General features: G+C 42.9%; 17 protein-coding genes. 4 read left to right on the top strand and 13 right to left on the bottom strand.

Annotated features, from left to right (window positions below; translation table 11 throughout):
* Window positions 1–18 precede the first annotated feature (18 nt).
* The 6 genes from pbpB to MKX71_RS08170 form a co-directional block, all read right to left on the bottom strand.
* Window positions 19–2,172 (bottom strand): penicillin-binding protein 2B, encoded by a 2,154-nt coding sequence (gene pbpB, locus MKX71_RS08195; RefSeq protein ID WP_144482473.1) that lies wholly within the window; start codon window positions 2,170–2,172, stop codon window positions 19–21.
* The gene (gene ftsL / locus MKX71_RS08190; protein ID WP_003232200.1) at window positions 2,169–2,522 is read right to left on the bottom strand and encodes a cell division protein FtsL; all 354 of its coding nucleotides are present in this window, start codon (window positions 2,520–2,522) and stop codon (window positions 2,169–2,171) included. Before ftsL ends, pbpB begins: the two co-directional genes overlap by 4 nt.
* Before the next feature lie 39 nt (window positions 2,523–2,561).
* On the bottom strand, window positions 2,562–3,497 hold the full coding sequence (gene rsmH, locus MKX71_RS08185) for a 16S rRNA (cytosine(1402)-N(4))-methyltransferase RsmH (RefSeq protein WP_015715844.1): 936 nt from the start codon (window positions 3,495–3,497) through the stop codon (window positions 2,562–2,564).
* A 69-nt stretch (window positions 3,498–3,566) separates the two neighbouring features.
* Window positions 3,567–3,998, bottom strand: a complete 432-nt coding sequence (gene mraZ, locus MKX71_RS08180; RefSeq protein WP_003221402.1) for a division/cell wall cluster transcriptional repressor MraZ — start codon at window positions 3,996–3,998, stop codon at window positions 3,567–3,569.
* A gap of 125 nt (window positions 3,999–4,123) precedes the next feature.
* Window positions 4,124–5,743 (bottom strand): bacillithiol biosynthesis cysteine-adding enzyme BshC, encoded by a 1,620-nt coding sequence (gene bshC / locus MKX71_RS08175; RefSeq protein WP_339231944.1) that lies wholly within the window; start codon window positions 5,741–5,743, stop codon window positions 4,124–4,126.
* Between the two features lie 70 nt (window positions 5,744–5,813).
* Window positions 5,814–6,710, bottom strand: coding sequence for a 2-dehydropantoate 2-reductase (locus tag MKX71_RS08170; protein WP_339231943.1), 897 nt, complete (start codon window positions 6,708–6,710; stop codon window positions 5,814–5,816).
* A 159-nt stretch (window positions 6,711–6,869) separates the two neighbouring features.
* Between MKX71_RS08170 and MKX71_RS08165 the strand changes: the two genes are divergently transcribed.
* Window positions 6,870–7,352: an N-acetyltransferase gene (locus MKX71_RS08165; protein WP_014476736.1), complete on the top strand. Its 483-nt coding sequence runs from the start codon at window positions 6,870–6,872 to the stop codon at window positions 7,350–7,352.
* A gap of 56 nt (window positions 7,353–7,408) precedes the next feature.
* Here the strand turns inward: MKX71_RS08165 and gerR are convergent, their stop codons facing one another.
* From gerR to MKX71_RS08150, 3 genes are all read right to left on the bottom strand, one after another.
* Window positions 7,409–7,990 (bottom strand): sporulation specific transcriptional regulator GerR, encoded by a 582-nt coding sequence (gene gerR, locus MKX71_RS08160; protein ID WP_339231942.1) that lies wholly within the window; start codon window positions 7,988–7,990, stop codon window positions 7,409–7,411.
* Between the two features lie 145 nt (window positions 7,991–8,135).
* Window positions 8,136–8,315, bottom strand: a complete 180-nt coding sequence (gene rpmF / locus MKX71_RS08155) for a 50S ribosomal protein L32 (protein ID WP_003154457.1) — start codon at window positions 8,313–8,315, stop codon at window positions 8,136–8,138.
* Window positions 8,316–8,336: 21 nt separating this feature from the next.
* Window positions 8,337–8,855 (bottom strand): DUF177 domain-containing protein, encoded by a 519-nt coding sequence (locus tag MKX71_RS08150; protein WP_014479718.1) that lies wholly within the window; start codon window positions 8,853–8,855, stop codon window positions 8,337–8,339.
* 27 nt (window positions 8,856–8,882) lie between these two features.
* Between MKX71_RS08150 and MKX71_RS08145 the strand changes: the two genes are divergently transcribed.
* Both MKX71_RS08145 and MKX71_RS08140 read left to right on the top strand, forming a co-directional pair.
* A complete protein-coding gene (locus MKX71_RS08145; RefSeq protein WP_003232215.1) occupies window positions 8,883–9,068 on the top strand; it encodes a hypothetical protein in 186 nt (61 codons plus the stop codon).
* Window positions 9,065–10,312, top strand: coding sequence for a nucleotidyltransferase (locus MKX71_RS08140; RefSeq protein ID WP_339231941.1), 1,248 nt, complete (start codon window positions 9,065–9,067; stop codon window positions 10,310–10,312). The genes MKX71_RS08145 and MKX71_RS08140 overlap by 4 nt, the downstream gene beginning before the upstream one ends.
* Before the next feature lie 16 nt (window positions 10,313–10,328).
* Here MKX71_RS08140 and ddcP read toward each other — a convergent pair whose 3' ends face one another.
* Entirely contained in the window at window positions 10,329–11,354 is a 1,026-nt protein-coding gene (gene ddcP, locus MKX71_RS08135; RefSeq protein WP_003245451.1) for a protease DdcP, read from the bottom strand.
* Between the two features lies 1 nt (window position 11,355).
* Window positions 11,356–12,138, bottom strand: coding sequence for a patatin family protein (locus MKX71_RS08130; RefSeq protein ID WP_021479345.1), 783 nt, complete (start codon window positions 12,136–12,138; stop codon window positions 11,356–11,358).
* 180 nt (window positions 12,139–12,318) lie between these two features.
* Between MKX71_RS08130 and spoVV the strand changes: the two genes are divergently transcribed.
* Window positions 12,319–13,545: a dipicolinic acid transporter SpoVV gene (gene spoVV, locus MKX71_RS08125; protein WP_029726517.1), complete on the top strand. Its 1,227-nt coding sequence runs from the start codon at window positions 12,319–12,321 to the stop codon at window positions 13,543–13,545.
* Window positions 13,546–13,555: 10 nt separating this feature from the next.
* Here spoVV and coaD read toward each other — a convergent pair whose 3' ends face one another.
* Together coaD and rsmD are read right to left on the bottom strand one after the other, a co-directional pair.
* On the bottom strand, window positions 13,556–14,041 hold the full coding sequence (gene coaD / locus MKX71_RS08120; RefSeq protein ID WP_003245283.1) for a pantetheine-phosphate adenylyltransferase: 486 nt from the start codon (window positions 14,039–14,041) through the stop codon (window positions 13,556–13,558).
* A gap of 4 nt (window positions 14,042–14,045) precedes the next feature.
* Window positions 14,046–14,600: a 16S rRNA (guanine(966)-N(2))-methyltransferase RsmD gene (rsmD, locus tag MKX71_RS08115; RefSeq protein ID WP_015483196.1), complete on the bottom strand. Its 555-nt coding sequence runs from the start codon at window positions 14,598–14,600 to the stop codon at window positions 14,046–14,048.
* Window positions 14,601–14,888: the final 288 nt, after the last annotated feature.

The following is a 14,888-nucleotide window of genomic DNA, read 5'->3' as shown; positions in this document are numbered from 1 at the left end:
ATAACGCAGGCTTTCTTTTTAATCAGGATTTTTAAACTTAACCTTGATTACGGTTTTGTCTTTGATTTCTTTGTCTTTCTTAACACTTTGGCTGACAGCGTAGCCTTGTCCGCTTACTTCAATATGAATTCCCGCGAGCTCGCCGTACTGCAGAACCTCTCTTCTCGACCAGCCTGTCATATCAGGCATTTTGATTTTGCCGCCCGTTTTCAGGAAGACCTTTTGATTGGTGAGAACTTCCTCATCCGCTTTCGGATACTGTTCTTTTACAGCGACATCACTGCCGATGACAATTGGTGTGAGATTCTCCTCTTTTGCTTTCTTTTGAGCAGCAGCTACCGTTTGATCTGTTAAATCAGGCATTGTCTGCGCTTTTGTTTCTTCCTTATCTGAGTCAGATTTTTCAGTTGGTTCAATGTTCAGGTAGTGCAGGCTGTTTTTCATTGTTGGGTTGAAGATTTCAGATACTGGTTCTGAACTGCTTTGTCCTGCTTTTAGTTGCGGCTGCTGTACAGCAACATAAATTAAAAGCTCAGGATCATCTTTTGGAGCCATACCCATAAACGAAAAAATATAGTTATCTGTTCCGTCTAAATATCCGCCTTTACCGGCTATTTGTGCAGTACCTGTTTTCCCGGCAACATCAAAACCTTCGATTTTATAAGCTTGTCCTGTTCCGATCTTCGATGTAACGACTTCTCCCAATATATCCCGCACCTTTTTCGCTGTGCTTGCAGAAATTGGAGTTCCGGCTGATTCCGGCTTATTTTGATAGACGGTTTTATCTTTATCGGGATCAACGATATGGTCAATGACATAAGGTTTCATCATTTTGCCGTCATTTGCAATTGCCGTTGCGGCCTGAATCTGCTGAATTGGTGTGACCGCAGACGCTTGGCCATATGCAGTTGACGCCTTATCAAATTCATATTTAAAGTTGATTTTGCTGGAGACTTCTCCAGGCAAATCAATACCTGTTTTCTGGTAAAAATTGAATTTGTGCAAATATTGATTGAGGCGGTCATATCCCAGCTTTTCTTTCGCCAGTTTCGCAAAAGCGACATTCGACGACCTTAGGACGCCGTCATGATATGTTGTCGGACCCCAGCCTACACCGTTATTGTGATCCTTAACAGGTGCTCCGCCAACTTCAAATGTCCCTGATTTATATTTTTCGTTCGCATTAAACACGTTTTCCTGCATCGCAGCAGCGAGTGTAAAGATCTTCATCGTGGACCCGGGTTCATACGCATATGAAATCAAATCATTATAGTAGTTTGTCACATCGCGCTTGTTCGGATCAAAGCTTGGGCGCTGTCCCATGGCAAGGACTTTGCCCGTTTTCGGATCGACAACTGCGGCCATAATTTTTTTCGGATTATACTTTTGCGCCACTTTTGTCATGCTGTCTTCCAAAAAGGTTTGAATTTTCTGGTCAATGGTTAAATATACATTGTCACCATTTTTTGGCGCTGTAATTTTATTTTTGCTGTTCGGGAGCTCCCAGCCGGATTTGTCGCTTTCATATGTCACATATCCGTCCCGCTCCTTCAAATACTTATCCAGCACTTTTTCTAACCCCATCGCGCCGGAAATTTCATTTGTGTCTTGATCAACCTCGGCATAGCCGATTAAATTGGATGCGAAAATACCATTTGGATAGTAGCGTTTTGTATCCCGCAAAAATGAAATGCCCGGGAGTTTCAGCTTTTCAATTTTTTGCTTTTGTGAATACGTAATATCCCGGCCAGCTGAGCCAAACTCGACTTGTTTTGCATTCTCCTTATTTAAGATATCAAGGATGTCGGCCTTGTCCAAGTTTATCACTTTAGACAATGCTTCTGCCGTTTTTTCTTTGTTTACAACATGCTGAGGATGCTTGACATCAGTGGTCATTTTTTTATCGAGAATCGCAATCAGTTTATACGTCGCTGTGTCCTCTGCAATGACTTTTCCTTTTCGGTCTAAAATCGAGCCGCGGCTCGCTTCGATGGTCCGTTTCTTTTCATGCTGCTCTGTCGCTTTTGTCGCAAGCACTTCGCCATTCGCTTTTCCGGTTATTTGAATATATGCCATTCTCCCCAGGATGACAAAGAAAAAGAGAGCGAAACAAATACTTAGAATCGCTGCTCCTCTATTCATAAATTTATTCTTTTTTGGCATTTGAATCATTCCTGTATGTTTTTCACTTTTTTATCTTTTAAATTCAAGCCGTTCTTTTTCGCAATGTCCATAATGCGCTGCGGTTTGCTTAAATCAGCAACGCTTTTTTCGAGGTCACCAATTTGCTTATTTTCGGATGAAATTTGCTCCTCAAGCTTTTGCACCTCAATATTGGTTTGATATGCCGCATACGCCTTCGATACGATCAAAAGCGATACGCTGAGCACCGCCGCCGCAAAGAGGACAAGAAGCACTTTTTCTCCGAGAGTAATGGAAGCCCTTTTCTTGACAATCACTTTTTTCTCAGGACTGATCGCATGCCGCTGCTGTTTCTCTGGTTGGTAAGCTAAATTGCTCATAGGCTGATGACCTCCTTTTAATTTTGCGTTCGCGTTTCGTTATTTTCTTTTTTCAGCAATCCGAAGCTTGGCAGAACGAGCCCGGTTGTTCTCTTCAAGCTCTTCTTGAGATGCCGTAATCGGTTTTCGTGTGATGAGCTTCAGCTCCGGTTCAAACTCTTCCGGTATAACAGGAAGTCCCGGAGGAAGTTCCGGAAGCGACGACTTTTCTTTAAAAGTGGTTTTGCAAATTCTGTCTTCTAGCGAGTGGAAGGTAATGACTGATACCCTGCCCCCTGGCTTCAGAACCTCAATTGCCTGCTCCAAAGCTTCTTCAAACACCCTAAGTTCATCGTTTACGGCAATTCTGATTGCCTGAAACACGCGTTTAGCGGGATGTCCGCCGCTCCTTCTCGCTGGAGCGGGAATCGCGTCTTTTATTAGATCGACCAGTTGGCCCGTAGTTTGAATAGGAGACTTCATTCTTGCCTCCTCAATTTTTCTGGCGATCTGTTTACTGAACTTCTCTTCTCCGTATTTAAAGAAAATACGGACGAGATCCTCATAGCGCCACTCATTAACGACTTCTTTCGCCGTAAGCGTAGCCGACTGGTCCATCCTCATGTCCAACGGTGCGTCATGATGGTAACTGAATCCGCGCTCCGGTGTATCCAGCTGCGGAGAGGACACCCCTAAATCAAATAAAATACCGTCTACTTCTGTAATGCCTTGTTCATTCAAACATTCTTTTAAATACCTGAAATTGCTTTTAATCAGAATGAGCTGTCCTTTATAATCGGACAACACTTCTTTAGCATGCTGTAATGCCGTATCATCTTGGTCAAAAGCGATTAAACGCCCCTTCTCGGATAACTGCTGCAATAAGTATGTACTATGCCCAGCTCCGCCGAGTGTGCAGTCTACATATGTACCGTCTGGTTTAATATTAAGTCCGTCTACGGTTTCACGAAGAAGTACTGTCTTGTGTTGAAACATATTGTGTTGGTCCCACCTTTTATCAGGATGAATTGAAATTGTTTTTAGAGTGTTATACACGAAGAATCATTATATATCAAACCCAATCATGTTTTCAGCAATTTCAGCAAATGAATCTTCTTGCTCTTCTGTGTATTGTTCCCAAATTACTTTACTCCACAATTCAATTCGATTAGAAACCCCGATAACAACACATTCTTTTTCCAGTTTGGCGTAATTCAATAGAGATGATGCGATATTTACCCTGCCTTGCTTGTCCAGTTCGCATTCAGTCGCCCCTGAAAAGAAGAAACGGGTAAACGCGCGGGCATCTTTCTTTGTGAGAGGAAGAGCTTTTAGTTTTTCTTCAATTTGTTTCCATTCGTGCATAGGGTAGCCGAAGAGACATTGGTCAAGTCCTCTAGTCAGCACAAATTGCTCACCTAGGCCTTCTCTGAATTTAGCGGGTACGATCATGCGGCCTTTCGCATCGATGGTATGCTGATATTCACCCATAAACATGATCTCTTGCCCCACTTTCTCTCCTTAACTCACCACTATTCACCACTTCGCTCCACAACTTCATTTTACACTGTTTACCCATAAAAAAAAACCCTGAACTAGTCAGGGTTCTTTAAAACTTTATTTCAAAGTTTGACAACTTGATGTTGATTTTGAAAAGAAAATGGCAGATTCTTGAATGTCGTGAAGAATTTTGGACCGTACCTGTTCAAATAATACATGATATTCCAAATCCGTTCTTGCGGCGCAAGAAGCGGCTTAATGCTATTTTGAATTCTTTCATAATCCTTCAAGACGTAGCCTTCTTTTTCTTCAATTCGCTTCATCACCGTGCGCTCTAAGAATTGAAGCTGATCCTGTATAAAAGCGGCATTTTTCAGGAGTAAAGGTTCCAAGCTTTGATCAACCTTTAACGCCTCCTGCCGGACCGTTTTGTGAATCGCTTCAATTTGGCTTTTCGCCTGATCCATCACCGCCGTAAACTCTTCCGGAATCTGGCGCTCGAAGTATGTCTCTCTTTGATTCTCCGTTCCGCGCTCAATCGCGTCTTGTAATGAGATATTCCGTTCAACCAGTTTTTTCTCAATATGCCGCTCAAGTATCGTAATGTTCAGCCTTGGCATGACAGGAGGCATTTTGAAGCCCATCACCGCAAATGCCTGTTTGAGCTCGCCCCAATAATTGATTTCCCCAGGCCCTGCAATAAATGCTAAAGTCGGAATGAGAAATTCCTGCATTAACGGTCTCGTTACAACATTGTTGCTGAAACGCTCTGGATGTTCTTCCATATGTGTATGAAGTTCATCCCTCGTCCATCCTAGATCAAGCTCTTTGATGACAAATCGGCCGTTGTCTTTTTCAATTAGAAAACGCTCTTCTTCGTATTCATAAAACAGATTCGCCTGCTCTTTTCCGGACTCGATAATCGGTTTGTAGCCTGCTTGACGCATGAAGGCCTGCTGATCTGATACAGCCCGGGCGAGTTCATCATTTTCTCGAAGAATCTTTTGGAACATGGCCGTTTCCAGCTTTTTAATCCCCGGATCTCCAGAATTTAATAAAACTAAGCCCTCTTCTTGGAACAAATCCGCGATCAGCAGTTCAAAGAAGTCAGTAAACGTAACAGATTCCCTTAAACATCGTTTCACATTGTCGAGAAGTGTATTCGTATGGTCTGTTTCTTCAAAAGCGGCAAAAACATCATCTATCCACGCGGCACACTTTTCCTGATCAAGCGATGTACTCGCTGCTGATGATTTCTTCCAATAAGACTGAGGCAGCTTTTTTTTCACAGGCCCATTCTCTTCAGATGTGTGAACAAAATTAATCTCATCCAAATCGTGGTCTTCTCCAGCCACCCAGAAGATTGGTATGATAGGCACTTGCAGTTCCTTTTCTTGTTGCTTTGCCAAAACAATGATTGAAATGATTTTATGTATGGTGTAAAGCGGTCCTGTTAAAAGTCCTGCCTGCTGTCCGCCGACTACAGCGGCACTTGACGGGTCCTTCAGCTTCTCAATAGCAGACTGCATCGCACTTGAACCGAATTTATTATGGTAAGAGGTTAAGTACGCCGCCAATTCCTCTCTTGCGAAAAACCGGGAAGATAAGTCTTCCAGTCTTTCGCGCCACATGTCCTTATGATGAATACTGTAATCAAAAAAAGAAGACATTTCTTCTTTGCCATCTATATAGTGCTGTACAAACACATTCTGATTTTTGATGGAAAGTTCAGTTAGCTGCATCTTCTAGAACTTCCTTTCTCCAATAAATAGTTAGTGATCCGAAATGAGTATAGCATGTTACCGAAAAAGCTCAAAAGACTTTGTTTGCATTTCGCTCCAATGCTTTGATGCTGCCATATAAAAACTCTAGGTGGACTGCATCAAGACCTTGAAGACTTGCTTCCTTCAATAAGTACCCGATAATGGCGTCAGCTTCCGTCTGCCGGCCTCCAATGACGTCAACCAGCATTGATGAACGATTCTCTTTCGTTTGCCAACAAACGGCCTGAACCCGCTCCCAAGCCTTTTCTTCATTTTCAAGTTTTAAAATGCGGCATGCCTCCTGAAATACCAGCTTCATAAAAGCCAGATAAGCTGGCGTTGTCAGCAGTTCTCCATTTTTCACCTGCAATAACGCAGTTAAAGGATTAATACACGCATTTACAATCAGCTTGCCCGTCAGCAGACGGTACCAATCCGTCTCATAATAAATCGGAAAATCCGAATGGTTATGCTGAAACATGATGTTCAGCCGGTCTGGTTCAGCATCGTCGAACGCGCTCCATTTTATCGCACCTTGGCCTGTATGATCAACAGCTGTATCCGATTTTCTTACAGCTCCGTGCTCAACGATTCCAACATAAATGGAATGGCCAACGTGCCAGTCTTTTAGGTCGTGGATATGCCCCATGCCGTTTTGCAAAAATAATATATTCGTCTTCCCGATCCGTTCAAGCGTCGAAAAAACAGATTGAAGCTGATGCTGCTTCACTGTCACGACAAGCAGGTCAAAGTCCGAATTGATACTCGTGTCCGCACTGCAATCAGCCCTGAATTCCTCCCCGTCTTTATAAAGCCGGATTCCTTCAGACTGAATGGCCGCAGCCTGTTCTTGCCGCCTCGTCACAACAGTCACGTCGTGATAAAGTGACAAATAATAGGCGCATAAAAGACCGACGGAGCCTCCTCCGATAATTCCAATTTTCATGATGTCACACCCAATTTAGCATTTACGTATTATCATAGCAGAAGTAAGAAGAAATTACTTCTCAAAGATCCCATGTGCTTAAAATTAAAGTTTAAATATTTGGATTTTTTAAATAAAGCGTTTACAATATATGTAGAAACAACAAAGGGGGAGATTTGTTTGACAAAGGTAGAACGTCTGCTTATCAACTATAAAACGCTGGAAGAATTCAAGAAATTCAAAGAATACGGCATTCAGGAGCTTTCTATGCTTGAAGAACTTCAGGATAATATTATTGAAAATGACAGCACTTCGCCTTTTTACGGGATTTATTTTGGCGATAAACTTGTAGCACGAATGAGTCTGTATCAAGTTAACGGCAAATCGAATCCCTATTTTGACAACCGCCAGGATTATTTGGAGCTGTGGAAGCTTGAGGTTCTTCCGGGCTACCAGAACAGGGGATACGGGAGAGCCTTGGTTGAATTTGCAAAATCATTCAAAATGCCGATCCGGACAAATCCGCGAATGAAATCAGCGGAATTTTGGAACAAAATGAACTTTAAAACTGTTAAGTATGATATGGCGCGGGACAAAGGGGAAAACCCGCTCATCTGGCATCCTGATATGGATCATGAAATGACACCGGGAGAGTCTGCATAGAAATAAAAACAACCGGCCTATTCTTACTATAGGGCCGGTTCATTTCAGGCGTTTCTTTACGTTTCTTGAGCCGCTTTTTTCATTCTTCCGTCTTCCTTCGAAACAACCATTTTTCTGGCCCGATCCATGATATCGATCAGTGCCTTGTAATCCTCTTCTGTCATCTCTAGCTGATTCCGCAATGTCTGATTTTCACTCCGCAAATCCTCAAGCTCTTTTTGCAGCGATTGGATTTGCTCCTTCAATTTTTCCCTTTCAAGCTGAAATTCTTGTGCAGACGGTGCTTCTTTGAATTGTTCGAGAAATTGAATGACATCCTGAATGGACAAATCTCGTTTTCCTTCTGACGATGCCGAGGCAGTCTGCTTCATGGAATTCGGCATATTGACCGAATGAACGCCGATTTGCTTTCTCAGTTCTTTCCTTTGCTTTTTTGCAAGCTCTATACCTGACTGGTATTGTTTTCTCACATACGAGTTCCACCTGAAACCACAGGCTGCCGTGGTTCTGGTCAGCGCCCTCCCAACCTCCTCAAAGGCTGAAAGCTGTGTTCCTCCCTCTCGAATATGACGAAGCACCACTTCTGCCAGCAGCAAATCCTCATCCTGAGTCCAAGCATCTTGTCTTGTAATGGTCAAATTCAATCTCCCTCCATGTCAGCTTATTTATCTCATACATATGCCGGTAATAGATTAGATAGACTATTTGCACTCACAAATTTTCCGCAAGCTGACAGGAAGAGAAAAAGAAAAAGCGCAGGGCTTTCACCCCGCGCTTTTCTTATTAGTTACTTTTTACATTTATGTCTTTGCCGTTGTATGATCCGCATGCTTTGCATACACGGTGAGACAACTTCATCTCTCCGCATGACGGACATTCTGTCATACCAGGTACATTAAGTTTGAAATGTGTACGGCGCAATCTTTTCTTCATTTTAGAAGTTCTTCTAAAAGGTACAGCCATTATTCCCACCTCCTTAAAGAGTTAAGATTCATCATCTTGTTTTAAGAGCTTTTCAAGGGCTGCAAGTCTCGGATCAACTTGATTCTTCTTGTCTTCTTCCGAAATGACTTGCCAATCCTTTCCTTCTTGAGGAGCAGCTCCTTTTTCTTGTTCAGATTCACAAAAGATTTGCATAGGGATTTCTAAAAGAATTTCTTCTTTCACGATCGGAGTTAAGTCGATAGTATCGTCCTCAACAATATGAACGTCATCATCTTCTATATCATCCGTGTGATGAAATATAAACAGTTCTTTTGTTGAAATTTCAAATGGATACGGGACATCAACGAGTGTTCTTGAGCATGGCAAAATCATTTCGCCTGAAATTGTAAAATCAAACGAAACCTGTTTGGATTTGATATCCGCTCTGCCCTTCACCCGGACGGGAGAAATGCGGCGAATGTCAGAATTCAGCTTTGTCAGCTCATTTAACTCAACTGTTTCATCAAACTCAAAACTTTGTTTTGGCATTTGATGCAGCTGATAAATCGTCCATTTCATTTGTATCACCTCAGGAAAGCAACAAACATGATTATAGCTTTTAAGATTGTTTTTGTCAATATTTTTTCTTTACAGCATAATGCTGCCATTGAAGTATCGTTGACAGCGGAATATGCTATGCATACACTTAAAACAAAAATAAGGCGTAAGAGTTTTCATTTGCAAATGTACCATACGTTTTTAAACATAGCAAGAAAGGCGGAAAAAATATGAAAGCTGTCGGATTGGTGGTTGAATATAATCCCTTTCATAACGGTCACCTTTATCATGCCCAAACAGCAAAGCTGCAAACCGGATGTGACACGGCTGTCGCGGTCATGAGCGGACATTTTTTACAGCGCGGGGAACCCGCTGTTGTATCAAAATGGGCCCGAACAAAAATGGCGCTGCAAAGCGGAGTTGATCTTGTCATTGAGCTGCCTTATCTTTATGCCGTGCAAAAAGCAGACATTTTTGCACGCGGCAGTGTTTCCATCCTGAACGAACTTGAATGTGAGGCGCTGTTTTTCGGGAGTGAAAATGGGGATATCAAGCCTTTTTTAGAAACAGCACAGCTTATTGATGAGCATAAACATATATTGAATGACCGAATTAAAGAAGAACTTAAAAAGGGGGCCAGTTACCCAGCAGCGGCGGCTAGCGCCTTCAGCTCCATTTTGCATACTGAAAGTGCACTTGACTTGTCAAAACCAAATAACATTTTGGGATACCAGTATGTGAACTCGATTCTAACCGGGGGATATCCTATGAAACCTTATACTACGGCACGGATCTCTTCGGACTATCATGATGCCGATCTCCCTGAAGGCGAAAACCACATCGCAAGCGCCACAAGCATCAGAAAAGCGATGACTGGCCAGAATCTCGAAGCCTGCCTTCGTTTTCTCCCTGCTGCATCTGCACGTGAATTAGCAGCTTACCGCAAATCTTTCGGATTGTGGCATACACCTGAAAGCTACTTTTCTTACTTAAAATACAGCCTTTCAACTGTAACGGCACAGGAATTACAGCAAATATACGAGGTAGAGGAAGGTTTAGAGCACAGAATTATTCGTTCGATCAGAAAATCCAGCTCCTATCAGGAATTTATGGAACTGCTGAAAACAAAACGCTATACGTGGACAAGGCTCCAGCGGATGAATACACACATTTTAACCAGAACAAAAAAACAGGATATGCAAAAGCTGCTTGACAACGATAAGGCGCCGTATATCAGGCTTCTCGGCATGACGAAAAAAGGACAGGCTTATTTATCCGAAAAGAAAAAAGCACTGTCTGTTCCGCTTGTCAGCAAACTGTCCTCTTTCTCCCATCCAGCTCTCGATCTGGACGTAAAAGCAAGCAGGATTTACAGCCTGCCGATAGAAGAGCCGCTGAGAACTGAGTTTGACCTGCAGGAATACGGACATGCACCGATTCGATATGACGAAGATGAACAACACTTTTTAAATGTATAGAAAAAGCACCTGAGAATCAGGTGCTTTTCGCTTTCAGCTTATTCAAATAATCAATCGCATCCTGCATGGTATCAACAGGCACAATCTTCATATTTGAATCAATATCTTTTGCTGTTTTTACTGCGTTCTTATAATCGGAATTGCTGGCGCCGTTTTGATTTGGCGCGAAGAAAATGTCTTTTCCGGCTTTGTCTGCGGCGACGACTTTTTGATCAATGCCGCCGATCGGGCCTACTTTTCCGTCAACATCAATCGTACCTGTTCCCGCAATATCATAGCCTTTTGTTTCGTCTGGTTTTGTCAGCTGATTATAAATTTCAAGAGACATCATTAACCCTGCTGACGGGCCGCCAATATTTTCGATTTCAAAATCAATATCAGGCTCTACCTTCACGTTTCTGTCTGTATAAAGCGAAACTCCGATTCCTGCCCGATCCGGCTCATCAGGAAATTGTTTTAACGTAAGAGTGACACGCTTTTCTTTTTCTTCTCTTTCGATCTTTAACGTGACTTTATCTCCGGCTTTTTTGCTGCTGATATAATCAATCAGCTTTTCAGCAGACTGATAGTTTTTGCCGTCTGCGCTGATGATTTTATCACCGACTTCTATTTTCCCTTTTGCCGGCATGTTTTCTACAACAGAGCTTGCGTATATGCCGTTAAAGGAATAGCTGACTTTTTTTCCTGCCTTTTGATAGGCGGCTATAACCGCATTTTCTTGCGAGCTTTTCATCATTTGGAGCTGTCTTTTCATATACTCCTTATCTGACTCGCCTTCCTCCTTAATGCTCTCATCAGGAACAATTTCATAATAAGGGTGCATCTTTGCCCACACATATGTAAACGGATTAGCCGGTCCCACTTTAACAGTCATTAAGGACAGGCTTCCTTTTTCCGGGTAGCCTCCCTCCACTTTTATCAATGAAGCAAGCTCTGTCGCTTCTCCCGGTTTTGTAATATAGTATGGAAGTTTTATAAATGATAAAACGGCGATCAGTATGAGGATGACGAGCATCCAGCTAAAATGTTTTTTACGTAGCAAATTATGAGCCCTCCCAATTCTCTATTTCTTTTCTTATCTTGCTGATCATTCGGTTTGTCGCCTCTTCGCCTGCCGATATCATTTCTTCAATATTGGCAAACGAGCTTGAGCTGTATGTTTCAAGGGAAGGGCGAATCATGATATCTGCGGCAATTGTTTGATGCCGCACTAATTCATTTTGCAGTATATCCATACTTTGCATAATCACATCAAAAATATGCACTGCTGTTTCAGTTTTTCGAACCCTGGAAACATCCGAAGCGATAATAATATCAGCTCCCATGTCTTTTACAACAGAAACCGGAATTCGATCGACGACCGCGCCGTCTACAAGAAGGCGTCCATCCAGCCGCTGCGGAATAAAGATACCCGGGATACTGATGCTGGCCCTCACTGCATCTGACACTGATCCTTTTCGGAACACAACCTTTTCTCCCGTCTGTAAATCACACGCAACAATGCCCAGCGGGATTTGGAGCTCTTCAATCGGTTTTCCGAATGTATAAGCATGCACAAGCTGTCTGACGCGGTCACCTTTTAAAAAACCGAGCTTCGGCACCGTATAATCAGCATAAAGCCTTCGTTTAAAGGCTTTGGCTACTTTTTTCATCGTTGCCACGTCATGTCCGGCGGCATAAAAACTGCCCACCAAAGCGCCCATGCTGCTTCCTGCAATCATATCCACTTCAATTTGGTGCTTATGTAAACTGGAAAGCACACCGAGATGAGCAAGCCCTCTGGCCCCTCCCGATCCTAACGCTAACCCGATTTTAGGTTTGGCCAAAGCGTTAACCTCCTGCCTGAATTCCCTGTATACCGAATTCTATGGTCTAAACTGAACCCCTATGCTCGTATATTAGTACAAAGAATCAAGAGGACAGGTACTGCTTGGCCGTTTTACATCATACATTATTTTATCATGATATACATGTCATTGGGCATTTTTAGCATCGGGGAGGTAAGAATGAACTTGTCGAAGATTAATACACTTTTGATTGCCTCATTTTTTATTTTTTTAACAGCGACTGTCATCTCACATCCACAGGCCTCATTCGAAGCCTCTAAAACCGGGCTGTCTATGTGGTGGGAGGTTGTGTTTCCGTCATTGCTGCCATTTTTTATTCTGTCCGAACTCTTAATCGGCTTTGGCATTGTGCGGTTTGTCGGTGTTTTGCTTGAGCCTTTTATGCGGCCGATCTTTCGCGTGCCGGGTGTCGGCGGCTTCGTTCTTGCTATGGGAATGGCATCAGGAAACCCAGCGGGCGCAAAACTCACTGCCCGTCTGCGGCAGGAAAATCAGATTTCAAGAGTAGAGGCAGAACGGCTCGCGTCGTTTACCAATTCTTCAAACCCGCTCTTTATTTTCGGCGCTGTTGCCGTCGGTTTCTTTCAAAACGCATCACTAGGCATTTTATTAGCTTCTGCACACTATTTGGGGAATCTTGCCGTCGGTTTAACAATGCGCTCCTATGGCCGCAAGGAAGAGCAGCATCTCAGAAGAAAGAAAACGATACCTTTCCCTTCAGTCAAAGATGCTTTACACGCTCTTCATACCGCCAGACTTGCAGAAAAACGGCCCTTAGGTAAAATTTTAGGCGACGCCGTGACGTCTTCTGTTCAAACGCTTCTTATGGTAGGCGGCTTTATTATTTTATTTTCTGTCTTCAATCGGCTGTTGTCAGTGGTCCAGCTGACTGATGTTTTGTCTGTTTTCACAAAAGGAGCACTGACTTTGTTTCAGCTTCCGACTCAATTGGACATTCCGCTTTTATCAGGGATGTTTGAAATTACATTAGGCAGCAAGCTTGTCAGCGAGACAGATGTTTCTCTTCTGCAAAAAGCCATTATCGTCAGCTTTATTCTTGGGTTTAGCGGCTTTTCCGTACAAGCTCAGGTGGCAGGTATTTTATCGGAAACCGACATTAGATTTAAACCATTCTTTATCGCACGTTTGCTGCAGGGCGTTTATGCCGCTGTCTTCGTCATGCTTTTATGGAAACCTCTTTACACGGCATGGCATGATCCATATCAGTATGTATTTAAATCTCTTAACAGCAGTGACATGCCAACTGCCTTTATAAATGGCTGGAATCTGCTTGTGCAGATCGGACCTGCTGTCACACTATGCGCGCTGTTTACGTACATTATCATTTTTTCTTACAGACTGACAAACGGAACAAAAAAAGGATGAGTCAAAACCCTCATCCTTGTCTGAATTTTTGCTGAAGCGCCAGCTCTACTTCCGGCGGTACAAACTCTGATACCGAGCCGTTGTATCTCGCCACTTCTTTTACGATGCTTGAACTTAGAAACGAATATTGATTGTTTGTCATCATAAAAAATGTCTCGATGGATTCATCAAGCACACGGTTTACTGACGTCCCCTGCATCTCGTATTCAAAATCAGATACAGCTCTCAAGCCTCTTAAAATCGCTTTCGCATTTTTTCTTTTTGCATAATCAATTAACAGGCCTTGCGATGTTTCAACTGTTATGTTCGGAATGTCTTTTGTCACTTCTCTCAGAAGCTCACACCGTTCTTCCACACTGAACAAAGGCTTTTTTGAAGAATTATTCAGCACACATACATACACTTGTTCAAAAATATGCGCCCCGCGTTTGATGATGTCCAGATGCCCGTAGGTCACAGGATCAAAACTGCCGGGACAGACAGCTATACTCGCCACCTCACTACCCCCTCTTTTTATAAATCGCCACACCTGTTAACCCATAGGTTTCTTTTCTTGTCATCACAAGATCTCCTACGGTTTCGGGAAGCTCGACCTCTCTGTCATGCTCAGCGACGATAAAGCCGTCTTCTTCCAGCATTTGATATTCGTCAATCAGCGTTAAAAGTGCTTTCAGCTTTTGTTCCTTATACGGCGGATCGAGAAAAATTCCGCGAAAGCCGGTTTCTCTTTTAGCAGCAGCGTGCAAAGCACGTTCCGCATCATTGCGGTATACCTGTGCATGTTTTGTAAGCTCCAGCGTTTTCAAATTAGATTTTACTGTTTGAATCGCTTTAAAATCACGGTCAACGAATATACAATGCTCAAACCCGCGTGAAAGCGCTTCGATTCCAAGACCTCCGCTCCCTGCGAATAAGTCAAGTCCCCTGCCCCCGTCAAAATAAGGGCCGATCATATTGAAAATGGATTCCTTCACTTTGTCGGTTGTCGGTCTTGTTGATGTTCCGGGTACAGCCTTTAGTGAACGGCCTTTTTTTGATCCAGAAATTACTCTCATGTTCCACACCACTTTTTCTAAAAGCTATTTTGTTTCTTTATTCGGCCGGACGCCGCTATGTACATAGAAAAAAATCAATCCTATCTTAACATAAAGCATTCTTCCAAACAATGAACGCTAATCTTGATAAACAGGTGTATAGGCAGCATGATCCTTGTCCATACTATAAGCAACAGCATCTAGAGGATGTTGTTGCCAACCGCGGAGAAGACTTACGTTTCCCCATAAGTTCTTCCTCCGGTTTCTCCTCTCCCTTTGCCTTCTCCTTAACATATTAAGGAATAGAAG

Source organism: Bacillus sp. FSL M8-0071, assembly GCF_037975455.1.
Classification (GTDB): domain Bacteria; phylum Bacillota; class Bacilli; order Bacillales; family Bacillaceae; genus Bacillus; species Bacillus subtilis.
This window is presented reverse-complemented; position numbering and strand designations above follow the sequence as displayed.

Coding starts and splice junctions, on each gene's coding strand:
- pbpB (WP_144482473.1), bottom strand. CDS start 2,172: ATGATTCAAATGCCAAAAAAGAATAAATTTATGAATAGAGGAGCAGCG.
- ftsL (WP_003232200.1), bottom strand. CDS start 2,522: ATGAGCAATTTAGCTTACCAACCAGAGAAACAGCAGCGGCATGCGATC.
- rsmH (WP_015715844.1), bottom strand. CDS start 3,497: ATGTTTCAACACAAGACAGTACTTCTTCGTGAAACCGTAGACGGACTT.
- mraZ (WP_003221402.1), bottom strand. CDS start 3,998: ATGTTTATGGGTGAATATCAGCATACCATCGATGCGAAAGGCCGCATG.
- bshC (WP_339231944.1), bottom strand. CDS start 5,743: ATGCAGCTAACTGAACTTTCCATCAAAAATCAGAATGTGTTTGTACAG.
- MKX71_RS08170 (WP_339231943.1), bottom strand. CDS start 6,710: ATGAAAATTGGAATTATCGGAGGAGGCTCCGTCGGTCTTTTATGCGCC.
- rpmF (WP_003154457.1), bottom strand. CDS start 8,315: ATGGCTGTACCTTTTAGAAGAACTTCTAAAATGAAGAAAAGATTGCGC.
- MKX71_RS08150 (WP_014479718.1), bottom strand. CDS start 8,855: ATGAAATGGACGATTTATCAGCTGCATCAAATGCCAAAACAAAGTTTT.
- MKX71_RS08145 (WP_003232215.1), top strand. CDS start 8,883: ATGATTATAGCTTTTAAGATTGTTTTTGTCAATATTTTTTCTTTACAG.
- MKX71_RS08140 (WP_339231941.1), top strand. CDS start 9,065: ATGAAAGCTGTCGGATTGGTGGTTGAATATAATCCCTTTCATAACGGT.
- spoVV (WP_029726517.1), top strand. CDS start 12,319: ATGAACTTGTCGAAGATTAATACACTTTTGATTGCCTCATTTTTTATT.
- rsmD (WP_015483196.1), bottom strand. CDS start 14,600: ATGAGAGTAATTTCTGGATCAAAAAAAGGCCGTTCACTAAAGGCTGTA.